Source organism: Pseudomonas fragi, assembly GCF_002269505.1.
GTDB classification, from domain to species: domain Bacteria; phylum Pseudomonadota; class Gammaproteobacteria; order Pseudomonadales; family Pseudomonadaceae; genus Aquipseudomonas; species Aquipseudomonas fragi_D.
The window spans coordinates 24,080-39,373 of the sequence record NZ_NQKQ01000007.1 but is presented as its reverse complement, the minus strand read 5'-3'; the positions used below and the strand labels follow the sequence as shown (position 1 = coordinate 39,373).

The following is a 15,294-nucleotide window of genomic DNA, read 5'->3' as shown; positions in this document are numbered from 1 at the left end:
CGGAACCCGTAAAACTCCATCATGGACCCTTCCCCTGGCTTGACCCTCGCGACACTCTTCGCCGACTTCGGCATGATTCTTTTTGCTCTGATCCTGGTTTTGCTCAACGGCTTTTTCGTTGCGGCCGAATTCGCCATGGTCAAATTGCGCTCGACCCGGGTCGAGGCAATTGCCGAAGACAATGGCTGGCGCGGGCAGATCCTGCGCACCGTGCACAATCAGCTCGACGCCTACCTGTCTGCCTGCCAGTTGGGTATCACCCTGGCATCGCTGGGCCTGGGCTGGGTCGGCGAGCCTGCGTTTGCGCACATCCTGGAGCCGCTGCTGGGCGCCATTGGGGTGTCGTCGCCTGAAGTGATCAAGGGCGTTTCGTTCTTTACTGCCTTCTTCATCATCTCCTACCTGCATATCGTGGTCGGTGAGCTGGCGCCCAAGTCGTGGGCCATCCGCAAGCCCGAGACCCTGTCGCTGTGGACCGCCGTGCCGCTGTACCTGTTCTACTGGGCAATGTACCCGGCGATTTACCTGCTCAATGCCAGTGCCAACGCGATTTTGCGTATTGCCGGCCAAGGTGAGCCCGGTGCCCATCATGATCACGCTTACAGCCGTGAAGAACTCAAGCTGATCCTGCACTCCAGCCGTGGCCAGGACCCGAGCGACCAGGGCATGCGTGTGCTGGCTTCTGCCGTGGAAATGGGCGAGCTGGAAGTGGTCGACTGGGCCAACTCCCGCGAAGACCTGGTGACCCTGGACTCCAAGGCGCCGCTCAAGGAAATTCTGGCGCTGTTCCGTCGCCACAAATTCAGCCGCTACCCGGTCTACGATGCCGACACCAATACCTTCGTCGGTTTGCTGCACATCAAGGACCTGTTGCTGGAACTGGCCGACCTGGACCACCTGCCCGAAACCTTCAACCTTGAAGAGCTGACCCGGCCACTGGAGCGCGTGTCGCGGCACATGCCCCTGAGCCAGTTGCTTGAGCAGTTCCGCAAGGGCGGCGCGCATTTTGCCCTGGTCGAAGAGGCTGACGGCAAGGTAGTGGGTTACCTGACCATGGAAGACGTGCTCGAAGTGCTGGTGGGTGATATCCAGGACGAACACCGCAAGGCCGAGCGCGGCATCCTCTCGTATCAGCCGGGCAAGCTGCTGGTACGCGGTGATACACCGTTGTTCAAGATCGAGCGCTTGCTGGGTGTAGACCTCGATCACGTTGAAGCTGAAACCGTCGCAGGCCTGATCTACGACACCCTCAAGCGGGTGCCTGCAGAAGAAGAACAACTGGAAGTCGAAGGCCTGCGCATCATCATCAAAAAGATGAAAGGCCCGAAAATCGTATTGGCCAAGGTCCTGAAGCTGGATTAAAGCCCGAACGACCTGTAGTCGCTGATGAGGAACGAAGGCTGCGAGCTTTTGATCTTCATGGCAGCCTATAAACAGCTCGCAGCCTTCGTTCCTCGTCAGCGACTACAGGACCAGCAACCCTTTTATTTCTCGCTCATTTTCCCCCCTCCCCTGTAAGAACTTTTACCAGCGAAAGCTGGCTGAAAGCTTCCCCCTCTAGCATCGAGTCATTACCGGCAACAGACCGGTTGGCCTGCCACGCGTAAACACGTGGTCAGAGCCCTACTACAACAATAATGGTGACTGTTATGCTGACCTTCCTTGGCTTTGCCATGGTCATTACATTTATGTACTTGATCATGACCAAGCGCCTATCTGCCCTGATCGCCCTGATTCTGGTACCCATCCTGTTTGCCGTGTTCGGCGGTTTTGCGCCAAAAATCGGCCCGATGATGCTTGAAGGCATCACCAAGCTGGCCCCTACCGGGGTGATGCTGATGTTCGCCATCCTCTACTTTGCCCTGATGATCGACTCCGGCCTGTTTGACCCGGCGGTGCGCAAGATCCTCAAGCTGGTCAAGGGCGACCCGCTGAAAATCTCGGTGGGCACTGCGGTGCTGGCGCTGGTGGTGTCCTTGGATGGTGACGGCGCGACCACCTACATGATTTGCGTGGCGGCCATGCTGCCGCTCTACAGCCGCATCGGCATGAGCCCGCGGATCATGGCCGGCCTGATCATCCTGGCCGGTGGCGTGATGAACATGACGCCCTGGGGCGGCCCGACCGCCCGGGCGGCGAGTGCGCTGCATGTCGACCCGTCGGACATCTTTGTGCCGATGATCCCGGCAATGCTTGCCGGTTGTGCAGCGATCCTGGTGATTGCCTGGTTTTACGGCAAGCGTGAACGTGCGCGCTTGGGTGAGTTGCACCTGCATGGTGATGAAATCGACCACAGCGAAATCAGCGTTTCCCAATACCCGGACGCCCGTCGGCCAAAATTGATCTGGTTCAACGGTGCGCTGACCCTGGCACTGATGGTTGCGCTGATTGCCGGTCTGTTGCCTCTGCCCGTGTTGTTCATGGTCGCGTTCAGTATCGCGATGATCGTCAACTACCCTTGCCTGCAGCAGCAAAAAGACCGCGTCGCGGCCCACGCTGGTAGCGTGCTGGCAGTGGTCGGGCTGATTTTTGCGGCGGGCATCTTTACCGGCATCCTGTCGGGCACCGGCATGGTCGATGCCATGTCCAAAAGCCTGCTGGCCGTGATTCCACCTGCACTCGGGCCGTATCTGGCGGTGATCACCGCGTTGGTGAGCATGCCGTTCACCTTCTTCATGTCCAACGATGCGTTCTACTACGGCGTACTGCCTGTATTGGCGGAAGCGGCCAGCCACTACGGCATCACTGCTGCCGAAATGGCGCGTGCCTCGATTGTTGGTCAGCCGGTGCATTTGCTCAGCCCGCTGGTGCCATCGACTTATTTGCTGGTGGCTCTGGCAGGTATCGAGTTTGGCGATCACCAGCGTTTCACCCTCAAGTGGGCCATTCTGGTGTGCCTGTGCATCATGGTCGCGGCGCTGCTGCTGGGGACGTTCCCGCTGTTCAGTACGCTTTAACCCCACCGGTGTGGGAGCGGGCAAGCCCGCTCCCACAGGTTCATCATTGTCCAGAAGTGTTTCAACCCTCCGCCAGCTATGCGATGCTGGCGCTCAGATCAATTTCCGACTACAGATTAAGAAACATCTGTAGGAACAGCCCGCAGCTATCTGATCCTTAGGCACATCTACCACAGGGAGCCAGCATGCTGACCCTGCTCAATCTGCTTTCCGCGGTGGCCTTGCTCATCTGGGGCACGCATATCGTCCGAACCGGCATCCTGCGGGTCTACGGTACCAACCTGCGCCATGTCATCGGGCAAAACGTCTCCCGGCGCATGTTTGCCTTTGTCGCCGGGATCGTGGTCACGGCGATGGTGCAAAGCAGCAATGCCACGGCCATGCTGGTCACTTCCTTTGTCGGCCAGGGGCTTATGGCGCTCACTCCCGCGTTGGCCACTATGCTCGGCGCTGACGTCGGTACCGCCTTGATGGCGCGGGTGCTGACCTTCGACCTGTCGTGGCTGTCGCCGCTGTTGATTTTTCTGGGTGTGATTTTCTTTTTGACTCGCAAGCAAACCCGAGCCGGGCAACTGGGGCGGGTGGGCATTGGCCTGGGTCTGATCATCCTGGCGCTGCAACTGATCGTTGAAGCTGCCACACCCATCACCCATGCCCAGGGTGTGAAGGTGATTTTTGCCTCGTTGACCGGCGATATCCTGCTCGATGCCCTCGTTGGCGCCCTGTTCGCCATGGTGTCTTACTCAAGCCTGGCGGCCGTGCTGCTGACCGCCACCCTGGCCGGTGCGGGCGTTATCAGCCTGCATGTGGCCATTGGCCTGGTGATTGGCGCCAATATCGGCAGCGGTGTACTGGCGTTTCTCAGTACCAATATGCAGAACGCTGCGGGACGGCAGGTGGCATTGGGCAGCTTGCTGTACAAGCTGATCGGCCTGTTGCTGATCATGCCCGTGCTCGACCCGCTGGTGGCCTGGATGGACAGCCTGAGCTATAGCGCCCAGGAGTTGGTCATCGGCTTCCACCTGCTTTACAACACCGCCCGCTGTTTCTTGATGTTGCCCACAGTAGGCCTGATGGCGCGTATTTGTGCCTGGCTGCTGCCCGAACGCGAGCAAGCCAACGGCATCGCCAAACCGCGCCATCTAGACCCAACTGCTCTTGATACACCGAGCCTGGCATTAGCCAATGCGGTGCGCGAAACCCTGCGTATTGGTGACCTGATCGATACCATGTTGGTCAATATGCTCGACGTTCTGCGCGGCAAGCAAACCGCTATCACCCAGGAAATGCGCACGTTGAGCGATGAAGTCGAAGTGCTCTACAGCGCGGTCAAACTCTATCTGGCGCAAATGCCGCGGGAGGATTTGAGCGAGCAGGACAGTCGGCGCTGGGCTGAAATCATCGAACTGGCGATCAACCTCAAACTGGCCAGCGATGTGATCGAACGCATGCTGCGCAAAGTCCAGCAGCAGAAAACCTCCCAGCGTCGGTCGTTCTCCGAAACAGGGCTGGAGGAGCTGGTGGGCCTGCAAACCCAGTTGATCGATAACCTGCGCCTTGGCCTGACTGTTTTTCTGAGTTCCGATCTGCAGAGCGCCCGTCAATTACTGCGTGAAAAGCGCCGCTTTCGCGCCCAGGAGCGGCGTTTGGCCCACGCCCATGTGAGCCGCTTGCAGCGTAAAGTTACGCAAAGTATCGAGACCAGTTCCATGCATCTGGAGCTGATCGCGGACATGAAACGCCTCAACTCGCTGTTTTGCGGCAGCGCTTACGTGGTGCTGGAGACCTCTGAAACCGGGGCCCTGGAGCTGGATGACGCAGCCGACACGCAACATTCGCCTTGAACGTTGTACGTTGGGCTGTTGTCAGCCGTTATGCAGCGACTAAGCTGCACGGGCTCAAGGATTCGAGAATTCAGGGATTTTTTATGCGTTGCCTGCTGTTTATCTGCTTGCTGCTTGGCGCTGCCCAGAGCTTTGCCCTGGATCGCTACAGCGTTGAGGGCTACCAACTGCCCAATGGTCTGCAACTGATCCTCAAGCCCAACAACGACCGCGATCATGTGGCCATACGGCTGGTGGTTGGGGTGGGTATGGATGACTTCTCTTGTGCCGATCAACAGTTGCCCCATTTGCTGGAGCATCTGCTCTTCAGCGGCATCGATGACACCGGCGAAGGTGGCCTGGAAGAGCGCATGCAGGCACTGGGCGGCGAGTGGAACGCCTTTACCAGCAGCGCCGACACCACGTTTGTGATCGAGGCTCCGGCCAAAAACCAGCGCAAGATCCTCGACCTGCTGCTGGGGCTGCTGACCCGCACGCAACTCACCGAGCAACGTATCAACGACGCCAAACAAGTGGTCGAACGCGAGGACGGCGGCCATTATTCGCACTTGCAGCGCTGGCTGGACCGTCAGGACCTGGGCCACAGCGCCAGCAATCAGCTGGCTGTTGAATTGGGCCTCAAGTGCGCCGAGCGGGCCGAAGTGCATAATCTGACGCGCCAGCAGTTAGAGGCCGTACGCCAGAAGTGGTACGCGCCCAACAACATGACACTGATTATCGTCGGTGACCTTGATCGGCTTCTGCCGGCTTATCTGGAGCGCACCTACGGTGCCCTCGAAGCGGTTGACCCCACTGAGCACCGCCCCCTGGCTGCCATCGATGCCAAGGCCGACGCAGAGCGTGAGCTGGTGCGCGGCGTGGTCGGCAACACGGCAACCTTGCACTGGCTGTTGCCCGAACCGGTCATCGAGGGGCAATCCGACGAAACCTGGACCTTGCTGCGCGATTATCTGGAGTGGGCGCTGTATAGCGAGCTACGACTCAAACACGGCTTGTCTTACGGCCCCTGGGCTGAGCGCGAGGTGTTCGGCGGCGTGAGTTTCCTGAGCCTGAATGCGGATCTGGAGCGCGAAAACGTGCCCAAGGCCCGTGAGGTCATGCAGCAACTCAAGGCGCGGTTGCTCAAGGACGGTCTGGACCCGCAGGTGTTTGCCCGACTCAAGCAAACGGCCATTTCCCGCCAGGCATGGACGGTGCAAGGCAGCAGTGCGTTGGCCGATTACTACTGGGCCTCGCTGGGTGACTACGATGAGGGCCGTTTTGCCGACCCTGCCAGGCAGCTGCAGGCCATCAGCCTGGAACAGGCCAATGGGGCACTGCGCGAGTTATTTGCCGAGCCCGGGTATATTCGCATCGAAAAACCGCTGTTCAGCTATCACGGCTTGAGCATGGCCATTCTTGGCGGATTGCTGCTATTGATCAGCGCCGCGGTGGGTTGGCGCTTCTGGCGTCGGGGTTAAGGGTTGATTGCCCGAGTCTGAAACGCTTTGATACCGTAAAATCATTGCCAATTCGCGGCTGGTCGATCCAGCCGCCAGCGTGCGGAGTATTCATCGTGAGTGATCGTTCCAATCCTTGGCAATTGCAGGCCATCGTCTGCCAACTGCGCACGGCGCGAAACCAGTGGCGCACGCAAAACGGGCGTGTCAGCGGCGAACAGGGTGGCCGTGAGCTGCCTTCGCGTGCTGCGATGGCCGATATTCTCGAGGCCCTGTGCGGCGCGTTGTTTCCCATGCGTCTGGGCCCGGTGGATTTGCGTGAAGAGAGCGAAGATTTCTACGTCGGGCACACTCTTGATGTTGCGCTTAACGCGTTGCTGACCCAGGCCCGGCTGGAATTACGGTATGTGGCACGTCAGGGCGGCCAGGCCGATGATGGCGTAGATGCGACAGCAACCCTGCTGATTCAGGACTTTGCCCTGGCCTTGCCGGGTTTGCGCAGCATTCTCGATACGGACGTGCTGGCCGCGTACCACGGCGACCCGGCGGCGCGCAGCGTCGATGAAGTGCTGCTGTGCTACCCGGGAATTCTGGCGGTGATTCACCACCGGTTGGCCCATCACCTGTACCGTGCCGGGCTGCCGTTGCTGGCGCGGATCAGCGCAGAAATCGCCCATTCGGCCACGGGGATCGATATCCACCCCGGCGCGCAGATTGGCCGCAGTTTCTTTATCGATCACGGCACGGGTGTGGTGATTGGTGAGACTGCGATTATTGGCGAGCGTGTGCGGATTTATCAGGCCGTGACGTTGGGGGCCAAGCGTTTTCCGGCGGATGAGTCGGGGCAATTGCAGAAGGGGCACCCGCGCCATCCGATCGTTGAAGATGACGTGGTGATCTATGCCGGGGCGACGATTTTGGGGCGTATTACCATTGGCCAGGGTTCGACCATTGGCGGCAACGTGTGGCTGACCCGCAGCGTACCGGCAGGCAGCAACCTGACCCAGGCCAACCTGCTGCATGATGACGGGACGCAGAAGTAAGACTTCGCAGGCCTTTTGCCCTCACCCCAGCCCTCTCCCAGAGGGAGAGGGAGCTGATCTATGGGGATTTTGAGGCCGCGTGCGGTCAGTCCCCTCTCCCTCCGGGAGAGGGTTAGGGTGAGGGGCTCTTGAACTGCTAGCGAGCGTTGCGCACACCTTCAGCCAGCGCAGCACACAAGCTCAGCACACCATCCACGGCCTGCTCAGGCGTCGCTGCATTCTCGATCTTGTCGATCAATGCCGAACCCACCACCACGCCATCGGCCAGGCGGGCAATCGCTGCCGCTTGCTCAGGGGTACGGATACCAAAGCCCACGCTGATCGGCAAATCAGTATGCCGACGCAGACGCTCGATAGCTGCGCTCACTTGTTCCGTGGTGGCCGAACCGGCACCGGTCACGCCCGCCACCGAAACGTAATACACAAAGCCCGAGCTGCCGGCCAGCACGGTGGGCAGGCGTACGTCGTCTGTGGTTGGCGTGGTCAGGCGGATAAAGTCCAGGCCAGCAGCCTGCGCCGGGTCGCACAGCTCGCTGTTGTGCTCTGGCGGCATGTCGACCACGATCAGGCCGTCTACGCCCGACTCTTTGGCTTCAGCAATAAAACGCGCCACGCCATAGTGATGAATCGGGTTGAAATAGCCCATCAGCACCAGCGGAGTGTCGTTGTTACCGGTACGAAATTCACGAACCATCTGCAGGGTTTTTGCCAGGTTCTGCTTGGCGCCCAACGCACGGATATTGGCCAGCTGAATGGCCGGGCCATCGGCCATCGGATCGGTGAAGGGCATGCCCAGTTCGATCACATCTGCGCCTGCTGCCGGCAAGCCTTTGAGGATGGCCAGCGAGGTGTCGTAATCCGGGTCACCTGCAGTGACAAAGGTCACCAGGGCCGCGCGGTTTTGTTCCTTGAGTTCGGTAAAACGCGTTTGCAGGCGGCTCATCAGTGTTTCTCCTGTTGAGACTGTTCCATGTGGTGCATCACGGTTTGCATGTCTTTGTCGCCGCGGCCCGAAAGGTTGACCACCATCAGGTGATCAGCAGGCAGGGTCGGTGCGCGCTTGAACACTTCGGCCAGCGCGTGGGCGCTTTCCAGGGCCGGAATGATGCCTTCAAGGCGGCAGCATTTGTGGAAGGCATCCAGCGCTTCGTCGTCAGTCACCGAGGTGTATTCGACGCGACCAATGTCGTGCAACCAGGCGTGTTCAGGGCCGATGCCGGGGTAGTCCAGGCCTGCGGAAATCGAGTGAGCGTCGATGATCTGGCCATCGTCGTCCTGCAGCAGGAAGGTACGGTTGCCGTGCAGCACACCCGGTTCGCCGCCATTGAGGCTGGCTGCGTGCTTGCCGGTTTCGATACCGTAGCCGGCGGCTTCTACGCCGATGATTTCAACGCTGGTGTCGTCCAGGAACGGATGGAACAGGCCCATCGCGTTGGAGCCACCGCCGATGCATGCCACCAGGCTGTCTGGCAGACGACCTTCCTGGGCTTGCATCTGGTCGCGGGTTTCCTTGCCGATCACGGCCTGGAAGTCGCGCACCATTGCCGGGTACGGATGTGGGCCAGCCACGGTACCGATCAGGTAGAAGGTGTTGTCCACATTGGTTACCCAGTCACGCAGGGCTTCGTTCATTGCATCTTTGAGGGTGCCGGTGCCGGCCACCACCGGGATCACTTCGGCGCCCAGCAGCTTCATGCGGAACACGTTGGCCTGCTGGCGTTCGATGTCGGTGGTGCCCATATAGATCACGCACTGCAGACCAAAGCGCGCAGCGACGGTGGCGGTGGCCACACCGTGCATGCCGGCGCCGGTCTCGGCGATGATGCGTTTTTTGCCCATGCGCCGTGCCAGCAGGATCTGGCCGATGCAGTTGTTGATCTTGTGTGCGCCGGTGTGGTTCAACTCTTCGCGTTTGAGGTAAATCTTGGCGCCGCCACAAAACTCGGTCAGTCGCTCGGCGAAGTACAGCGGGCTTGGACGACCCACGTAGTCGCGTTGGAAGTAGGCCAGTTCCTTGATGAACTCAGGGTCTTTTTTTGCCAGCTCGTACTCGCGATCCAGATCAAGGATCAGCGGCATCAAGGTTTCCGCTACGTAGCGGCCGCCGAAAGAGCCGAACAGGCCATTGGCATCCGGGCCGGTACGCAAGTTGGATTGAGTCATGTGACGCTCCAGATAAAAAGTTACGAAGGTCGATGGGCCTGACTTTACCCGCGACAGCCCGGGATGAAAACCGATAAGATCGCCACAACCTGTCAGGAAAACTCACAGATACCATGAGCCGAGACCTTCCCCCCCTCAATGCCCTGCGCGCCTTTGAAGCCACGGCCCGCCTGGGCAGCGTTAGCCAGGCGGCCGAGCAGTTGCACGTCACCCACGGTGCCGTCAGTCGGCAAATAAAAGTGCTTGAAGAGCATCTGGGGGTGAGTCTGTTCGTCAAGGAGGGGCGCGGGCTAAAGCTCACCGACGCCGGTATCCGCTTGCGCGATGCCAGTGGCGAAGCCTTTGAGCGCCTGCGCAATGTATGCGCTGAGCTCACGCAAAGCCAGGTCGAGGCCCCTTTCGTGCTCGGATGTTCGGGCAGTTTGCTGGCGCGCTGGTTTATTCCACGCCTGGGTCGGCTGAATGCCGACTTGCCTGATCTGCGCTTGCACTTGTCGGCCGGTGAAGGCGATCTTGACCCGCGTCGTCCCGGGCTTGATGCCCTGCTGGTTTTTGCAGAGCCACCATGGCCAGCAGACATGCAGGTTTACGAATTAGCCAGCGAGCGCATTGGCCCGGTGGTCAGCCCCCGTTATGCGCGGTACGAACAACTGCGCAATGCCCCGGCCAGTGTCTTGCTCGACGAGCCGTTGCTGCACACCACTTCGCGGCCGCAGGCATGGCCGAGCTGGGCGCAAAAAAACGCAATTGAAGCGAAGGATTTAAAATACGGGCAGGGGTTTGAGCACTTGTACTACTTGCTTGAAGCCGCCGTTGCGGGGCTGGGTGTGGCGATTGCTCCCGAGCCGCTGGTGGCGCAAGACCTGCAAGCCGGACGCCTGGCTGCGCCCTGGGGCTTCAACGAAACCCCGGCACAGCTGACGTTATGGCTGCCCAAGCGCGCCGCAGACGGGCGCGCCGGGCAACTGGCGCAATGGCTCAAGGCTGAGCTTGCGCGTAGCGCAGATTAATTGCCGCGCTTGCACAACAGAAAGGCTGCCAGCAGACCCAGTGCGCCGATGGCAACGCCCGCGGTGGCGTACGGATGCTCTTGCGCGTATTCGCGGGTAGCGATCGCGGTTTCGCGGGTTTTGTCCTTCACTTCTTCCAGCGCATCGCTGAGCAGGTGACGCGAATGCTTGAGCGCGTTCTCGGCGTTGTTCTTGAGGATACCAAGAGTCTTTTTGGACTCGTCTGAAGCGTCGTGCTTGAGGCTTTCCAGAGACTTGAGCAGGCTCTCGATCTCTGCTTCCATGCTTTGCAATGAGGCTTTACGTAAAGAGTTGCTAGCCATTAGGGCTCTCCTGCATTGGTGAGTGAGGTGCTTGTTAAGTCGGACTACAGGGGTGTGAGAAAGTGCAGTTAACCTGAACTTTTCCTTTTAAATTGCCTACAAAGTATTTAGCACATTCGCTGCTAGGCTTTGATTTACGACAAAGGAGAACGTTATGTCTGACCATCACACCTACAAGAAAGTCGAATTGGTAGGCTCGTCCCCGACCAGCATAGAAGACGCCATCGGTAATGCACTGGCCGAGGCCAACAAAAGTATCAAGCACCTGGAGTGGTTCGAGGTGGTTGATACGCGGGGGCACATCAAGGACGGCAAAGTCGCGCACTACCAAGTGACACTCAAAGTCGGCTTTCGCATCGCCAGCAGCTGATCTGCAGCAAGGTTTTGACCCGCGGACTGGCCGTTTGCCATAAAGTCCGCTACACCGTCTGGGTGCAATGCGGCACGTACGCATTGCACCCTTTTTGTTTTGACCGGGGAATGTGACCGATGAAAAAGATTTTATTGGCTGTAGGTTTGCTGAGTCTGGCAGGAACGGCGTTCGCAGCGGGCAAGCCATGCGAAGAATTGAAAAGCGAAATCGCGGCGAAGATTGAAGCCAACGGCGCCCAGCATTATTCGCTGACTGCTGTAGAGAAAGGCACTTCGGCTGACGGTAAAGTGGTGGGTACCTGCGAAGGCGGCACCAAAGAAATCGTCTACAAGCGCGGGTAAGTCCAGCGCAGTAGTAAATCTTGTGGGAGCGGGCTTGCTCGCGATGTGCACGCCGCGGTGTTTCAGATCAATCGCGTCGATACCATCGCGAGCAAGCCCGCTCCCACACTTCCCTTTGCGTCAGGCCCCTTTCATCACCTGCGACAGCAATTCATACGAGTGAATGCGGTCTGCATGCTCATACAAGTCACTAGTGAAGATCAGCTCATCGGCCTGGGTCTGCTCAACCAGTACGTTCAGCTTGGCCTTGATTTTCTGCGGGCTGCCAACCATCGCCAGGCCCAGGAAGCTCATCACTGCCTCTTTTTCATGGGGTAGCCACAAACCGTCCATTGTCTCCACCGGTGGCCGTTGTACCAGGCTCTGCCCGCGCATCAGCGCCAGAATGCGCTGGTACACCGAGGTGGCCAGGTACTCGGCCTGCTCGTCGGTGTCGGCAGCCACCAGCGGCACGCCAAGCATCACATAAGGCTTGTCCAGCACCGCCGAAGGCTTGAAGTGGTTGCGATAGACACGAATCGCTTCGTGCATAAGGCGCGGTGCGAAATGTGAAGCAAAGGCGTAAGGCAAACCCATTTCACCGGCCAGTTGCGCACTGAACAGGCTGGAGCCCAGTAGCCAGACCGGGACTTGGGTACCGGTACCCGGCATGGCGATGATCCGTTGGTCGGGTGTGCGTGGGCCCAGATAGCGCAGCAGTTCGGCCACATCCTGAGGGAAGTCATCGGCACTGCCCGAGCGCTCGCGGCGCAGGGCGCGGGCGGTCATCTGGTCCGAGCCGGGCGCACGGCCCAAGCCCAGGTCAATACGGCCGGGGTACAGGCTTTCGAGGGTGCCGAACTGTTCGGCGATCACCAGCGGTGCATGGTTGGGCAGCATTACACCGCCCGAACCGACACGGATGGTCGAAGTGCCGCCGGCGAGATAACCGATCAACACCGAGGTCGCGGAACTGGCGATGCCGTCCATATTGTGGTGTTCAGCGACCCAAAAACGGTTGTAGCCAAACTTCTCCACGTGCTGTGCCAGATCCAGCGAATTACGCAACGACTGCGCTGCGCTGCCGTTTTCGCGCACAGGGACCAGATCGAGGGTCGAGAATTTGATGTCAGACAGTCGTTTCATCAGCCGGCTACTCCAGGTGGGATGCAGGTCAGGGTGCTCGCATGACCTGCCAGTGTTTACAGCAATATGGGCATATACCCGAGTTTCAATGGTTGGCTGGGAATTGAGCTACTAAAAATGACGATTGGTCCGATAGGGTGAACTTTGTGGAGCGAACTACCCTCACTAGTTCATTCAAGGCGTGAAACCTTCGCGCCGTTCTTCAGGAGGCACGCATGAGTATCAAAAAGAAAGCATCGGCTCATTGGGCAGGCGATCTTAAAACCGGCATCGGCTCCATCTCCACTGAAACCGGCGTACTGCGTGAAGCGCCGTATGGCTTCAAGGCGAGGTTCGAAGGCGGTAAGGGCACCAACCCCGAAGAACTGATTGGCGCAGCCCACGCAGGCTGTTTCTCGATGGCCTTGTCGATGATCCTCGGTGATGCCGGCCTCAAGGCCGACAGTATCGACACCACTGCTGAAGTGACGCTGGACCAGGTGGATGGCGGTTTTGCGATTACGGCCGTGCATCTGGTGCTCAAGGCCAAAGTGCCCGGCGCAACCCAGGCGCAATTTGACGAATTGACCACCAAAGCCAAAGAGGGCTGCCCGGTGTCCAAGGTGTTGAACGCCAAAATCACCCTCGACGCTACGCTGGTGAGCTGACGACACCCCTGTACCCCGCTTGCCGCAAGCGGGGTACAGTTGATGCCCGGCTGCGACAGATCAGTCCTGCACTGCGCCAAATGTGATCGAATGGTCGCCACTCGCGTCAGATCATGACTTTGCGTTCTGCCTCAAGGGAGTCTCACCATGAAACGTTTTGCCTTAGCTGTAGTTTGCTGCGCCATGGCCACCTCGGCATTGGCAGCCCCCAAGCCATGTGAAGAACTGAAAGCCGAAATTGAGGCCAAGATCCAAGCCAATAACGTGTCGTCCTACACGCTCGAAATCGTGAGCAATGAAGAAGTTCACGATGAGAATATGGTGGTAGGTTCGTGCGAATTCGGTAGCAAAAAAATCATCTACCAGAACAATGATCGCCAGGCGTCACGGTAAGCAGTTGACCAGCCGCTCCTCGGCCACCACCTTGCCTGATGCGTTGTACAGTCGGGCGTAGGCATTGAAGCCCAGCGAGCGGGTTTGCAGGCGGTAACGTTGGCCGGCCTGGAAATCCGGGAAATTGAGCGTGATGTAGCACAAACGTTCCTGGGGATCGCTGAACATGCCCATGCCGCCGACAAACACCTCGAAATCAAAGCGCACCATCAACTCATGGTTGCCCGGTGTGACTTGAAAATAGCGCCCGTCGGTCATGCGCTGGTTATCTAGCCGTTCGGCCATCACCAGCTTGCCGGTTTGTGTTTCAAGGTCGACCCAGGCCATGGCGGGATCAGCCTGAGGGATTGGCGTGCTGGCGCAGGCACTGAGCATACAAGCGGTCAGCAACGACAAAAGCGTGCGCATGATGATGTCCGAAAAAAGTGTTACGCAAGCATAGCGTGGATTATGGTCTCATCACTCGCCCACTGGATCGCTTTATGACCTCGCGTGTTAGCGGCCTGCTGGTCCTTGCCTTGCCGATTCTGCTCAGCGGTTGTTCCAGTGCCGGCTATTACTCGCAATTGGCCACTGGTCAATGGGATTTATTGCAGGCCCGCGAGCCGGTGAGCAAAGTAATTGCCGACCCCCAGCGTCCGGCAGCCTTGCGCGAGCAACTGGCAAAAGCCCAGGCCGCTCGCACCTTTGCCAGCGAGCATTTGCACTTGCCGGACAATCAGAGCTATCGCCTGTATGCCGACCTGAAACGGCCGTATGTAGTGTGGAATGTCTTCGCCACCCCGGAATTTTCCCTCAACCCGGTAACCCATTGCTTCCCCATCGCCGGGTGCGTGGCCTACCGGGGTTATTACACCCAGGGAGCGGCGCGAGGCGAAGCGGCCCTGCAACACCAGCAGGGCATGGATGTGTTTGTCAGCGGCGTCGAAGCCTATTCCACCCTGGGCTGGTTTGATGACCCGATCCTCAACAGCATGCTCAATTGGGGTGATGAGCGTCTGGCTACACTGATCTTTCACGAACTGGCCCATCAACGGTTTTATGCGAAGGACGACACTGAATTCAATGAGTCTTTCGCCAGTTTCGTCGAACAGGAAGGCACCCGCCAATGGCGCGCCAAGCAAGGCTTGCCACTCTCAGACGGCAGCAATTTGCAGCAACGCGAGCAATTTATCAGCTTGGTGCTCGACACTCGCCAGCGCTTGAAAACCCTTTATGCACAGTCGTTGCCAGCAGACGAAATGCAGCAGCGTAAAGCCGCTGAATTTGAACGAATGCGCGGTGATTATCGTCAGTTACGGGATCAGCAGTGGGCGGGGAATCCGCGTTATGACGCGTGGATCAACAGCCCTCTCAATAACGCCAAATTGTTGCCCTTCGGCCTGTACGATCAATGGGTCTCTGCCTTCGCAGCCTTGTTCAAGCACGCGGGCGGCGACTGGCCGGGGTTTTATGCCGAAGTCGAACAGCTGGGCAAATTGCCTCCTGAACAGCGCAAAGCTGCCTTGCAGCAATGGGCTGGCCGCTGAGGTTGGATTCGCTGCACTACATAGATAATACCCTTGAAATATCTGCTTCTTTAGGCTGAGCCCCCACAGGAACTCAGCCCGAAATGAAGCAGAACTTTCAAGGAATG

The 15,294-nt window shown here is 58.8% G+C and carries 16 protein-coding genes; 11 read left to right on the top strand and 5 right to left on the bottom strand.

Annotated elements, in window-relative coordinates; all coding sequences use genetic code 11:
* Nucleotides 1–21 precede the first annotated feature (21 nt).
* The 5 genes from CJU81_RS08325 (at nucleotide 22) to epsC (ending at nucleotide 7,283) form a co-directional block, all read left to right on the top strand.
* Nucleotides 22–1,362 carry a hemolysin family protein gene (locus tag CJU81_RS08325; RefSeq protein ID WP_016782807.1) on the top strand — a complete coding sequence of 447 codons (1,341 nt, stop codon included), beginning with the start codon at nucleotides 22–24 and terminating at the stop codon, nucleotides 1,360–1,362.
* Between the two features lie 287 nt (nucleotides 1,363–1,649).
* The gene (locus CJU81_RS08320; protein WP_095036222.1) at nucleotides 1,650–2,957 is read left to right on the top strand and encodes a CitMHS family transporter; all 1,308 of its coding nucleotides are present in this window, start codon (nucleotides 1,650–1,652) and stop codon (nucleotides 2,955–2,957) included.
* Between the two features lie 185 nt (nucleotides 2,958–3,142).
* Nucleotides 3,143–4,801 (top strand): Na/Pi cotransporter family protein, encoded by a 1,659-nt coding sequence (locus CJU81_RS08315; protein ID WP_095036221.1) that lies wholly within the window; start codon nucleotides 3,143–3,145, stop codon nucleotides 4,799–4,801.
* Nucleotides 4,802–4,884: 83 nt separating this feature from the next.
* Nucleotides 4,885–6,261 (top strand): M16 family metallopeptidase, encoded by a 1,377-nt coding sequence (locus tag CJU81_RS08310; protein WP_095036220.1) that lies wholly within the window; start codon nucleotides 4,885–4,887, stop codon nucleotides 6,259–6,261.
* A gap of 95 nt (nucleotides 6,262–6,356) precedes the next feature.
* Nucleotides 6,357–7,283: a serine O-acetyltransferase EpsC gene (gene epsC, locus CJU81_RS08305; protein ID WP_095036219.1), complete on the top strand. Its 927-nt coding sequence runs from the start codon at nucleotides 6,357–6,359 to the stop codon at nucleotides 7,281–7,283.
* A gap of 136 nt (nucleotides 7,284–7,419) precedes the next feature.
* Here the strand turns inward: epsC and trpA are convergent, their stop codons facing one another.
* Together trpA and trpB are read right to left on the bottom strand one after the other, a co-directional pair.
* A complete protein-coding gene (gene trpA, locus CJU81_RS08300; RefSeq protein WP_095027721.1) occupies nucleotides 7,420–8,226 on the bottom strand; it encodes a tryptophan synthase subunit alpha in 807 nt (268 codons plus the stop codon).
* Nucleotides 8,226–9,446: a tryptophan synthase subunit beta gene (gene trpB / locus CJU81_RS08295; protein WP_095036218.1), complete on the bottom strand. Its 1,221-nt coding sequence runs from the start codon at nucleotides 9,444–9,446 to the stop codon at nucleotides 8,226–8,228. Before trpB ends, trpA begins: the two co-directional genes overlap by 1 nt.
* A gap of 113 nt (nucleotides 9,447–9,559) precedes the next feature.
* Between trpB and CJU81_RS08290 the strand changes: the two genes are divergently transcribed.
* Nucleotides 9,560–10,456, top strand: coding sequence for a LysR family transcriptional regulator (locus CJU81_RS08290; protein WP_095027719.1), 897 nt, complete (start codon nucleotides 9,560–9,562; stop codon nucleotides 10,454–10,456).
* Here the strand turns inward: CJU81_RS08290 and CJU81_RS08285 are convergent.
* Complete coding sequence (locus CJU81_RS08285; RefSeq protein WP_016782799.1) at nucleotides 10,453–10,779, bottom strand: DUF883 family protein; 327 nt, start codon at nucleotides 10,777–10,779, stop codon at nucleotides 10,453–10,455. The two genes, CJU81_RS08290 and CJU81_RS08285, sit on opposite strands and share 4 nt — an antisense overlap.
* A gap of 154 nt (nucleotides 10,780–10,933) precedes the next feature.
* Between CJU81_RS08285 and CJU81_RS08280 the strand changes: the two genes are divergently transcribed.
* Complete coding sequence (locus CJU81_RS08280; protein ID WP_095036217.1) at nucleotides 10,934–11,149, top strand: dodecin; 216 nt, start codon at nucleotides 10,934–10,936, stop codon at nucleotides 11,147–11,149.
* Between the two features lie 119 nt (nucleotides 11,150–11,268).
* Nucleotides 11,269–11,493, top strand: a complete 225-nt coding sequence (locus tag CJU81_RS08275; RefSeq protein ID WP_095036216.1) for a DUF1161 domain-containing protein — start codon at nucleotides 11,269–11,271, stop codon at nucleotides 11,491–11,493.
* 120 nt (nucleotides 11,494–11,613) lie between these two features.
* Here the strand turns inward: CJU81_RS08275 and CJU81_RS08270 are convergent, their stop codons facing one another.
* Nucleotides 11,614–12,618 (bottom strand): LLM class flavin-dependent oxidoreductase, encoded by a 1,005-nt coding sequence (locus CJU81_RS08270; RefSeq protein ID WP_095036215.1) that lies wholly within the window; start codon nucleotides 12,616–12,618, stop codon nucleotides 11,614–11,616.
* Nucleotides 12,619–12,833: 215 nt separating this feature from the next.
* On the opposite strand from CJU81_RS08270, the gene CJU81_RS08265 reads away from it, so the two are divergent.
* Nucleotides 12,834–13,265 carry an OsmC family protein gene (locus CJU81_RS08265; protein ID WP_094999634.1) on the top strand — a complete coding sequence of 144 codons (432 nt, stop codon included), beginning with the start codon at nucleotides 12,834–12,836 and terminating at the stop codon, nucleotides 13,263–13,265.
* A 147-nt stretch (nucleotides 13,266–13,412) separates the two neighbouring features.
* The gene (locus tag CJU81_RS08260) at nucleotides 13,413–13,658 is read left to right on the top strand and encodes a DUF1161 domain-containing protein (protein WP_088378621.1); all 246 of its coding nucleotides are present in this window, start codon (nucleotides 13,413–13,415) and stop codon (nucleotides 13,656–13,658) included.
* Here the strand turns inward: CJU81_RS08260 and CJU81_RS08255 are convergent.
* Entirely contained in the window at nucleotides 13,650–14,066 is a 417-nt protein-coding gene (locus CJU81_RS08255; RefSeq protein WP_095036214.1) for a PA0061/PA0062 family lipoprotein, read from the bottom strand. The genes CJU81_RS08260 and CJU81_RS08255 overlap by 9 nt on opposite strands.
* Before the next feature lie 74 nt (nucleotides 14,067–14,140).
* Here CJU81_RS08255 and CJU81_RS08250 point away from each other — a divergent pair, with 74 nt between their 5' ends.
* Entirely contained in the window at nucleotides 14,141–15,187 is a 1,047-nt protein-coding gene (locus CJU81_RS08250; RefSeq protein WP_095036213.1) for an aminopeptidase, read from the top strand.
* Nucleotides 15,188–15,294: the final 107 nt, after the last annotated feature.

Coding starts and splice junctions, on each gene's coding strand:
- CJU81_RS08290 (WP_095027719.1), top strand. CDS start 9,560: ATGAGCCGAGACCTTCCCCCCCTCAATGCCCTGCGCGCCTTTGAAGCC.
- CJU81_RS08260 (WP_088378621.1), top strand. CDS start 13,413: ATGAAACGTTTTGCCTTAGCTGTAGTTTGCTGCGCCATGGCCACCTCG.
- CJU81_RS08265 (WP_094999634.1), top strand. CDS start 12,834: ATGAGTATCAAAAAGAAAGCATCGGCTCATTGGGCAGGCGATCTTAAA.
- trpA (WP_095027721.1), bottom strand. CDS start 8,226: ATGAGCCGCCTGCAAACGCGTTTTACCGAACTCAAGGAACAAAACCGC.
- CJU81_RS08310 (WP_095036220.1), top strand. CDS start 4,885: ATGCGTTGCCTGCTGTTTATCTGCTTGCTGCTTGGCGCTGCCCAGAGC.
- CJU81_RS08255 (WP_095036214.1), bottom strand. CDS start 14,066: ATGCGCACGCTTTTGTCGTTGCTGACCGCTTGTATGCTCAGTGCCTGC.
- trpB (WP_095036218.1), bottom strand. CDS start 9,446: ATGACTCAATCCAACTTGCGTACCGGCCCGGATGCCAATGGCCTGTTC.
- CJU81_RS08270 (WP_095036215.1), bottom strand. CDS start 12,618: ATGAAACGACTGTCTGACATCAAATTCTCGACCCTCGATCTGGTCCCT.
- CJU81_RS08275 (WP_095036216.1), top strand. CDS start 11,269: ATGAAAAAGATTTTATTGGCTGTAGGTTTGCTGAGTCTGGCAGGAACG.
- CJU81_RS08315 (WP_095036221.1), top strand. CDS start 3,143: ATGCTGACCCTGCTCAATCTGCTTTCCGCGGTGGCCTTGCTCATCTGG.
- CJU81_RS08280 (WP_095036217.1), top strand. CDS start 10,934: ATGTCTGACCATCACACCTACAAGAAAGTCGAATTGGTAGGCTCGTCC.
- CJU81_RS08325 (WP_016782807.1), top strand. CDS start 22: ATGGACCCTTCCCCTGGCTTGACCCTCGCGACACTCTTCGCCGACTTC.
- CJU81_RS08285 (WP_016782799.1), bottom strand. CDS start 10,779: ATGGCTAGCAACTCTTTACGTAAAGCCTCATTGCAAAGCATGGAAGCA.
- CJU81_RS08320 (WP_095036222.1), top strand. CDS start 1,650: ATGCTGACCTTCCTTGGCTTTGCCATGGTCATTACATTTATGTACTTG.
- CJU81_RS08250 (WP_095036213.1), top strand. CDS start 14,141: ATGACCTCGCGTGTTAGCGGCCTGCTGGTCCTTGCCTTGCCGATTCTG.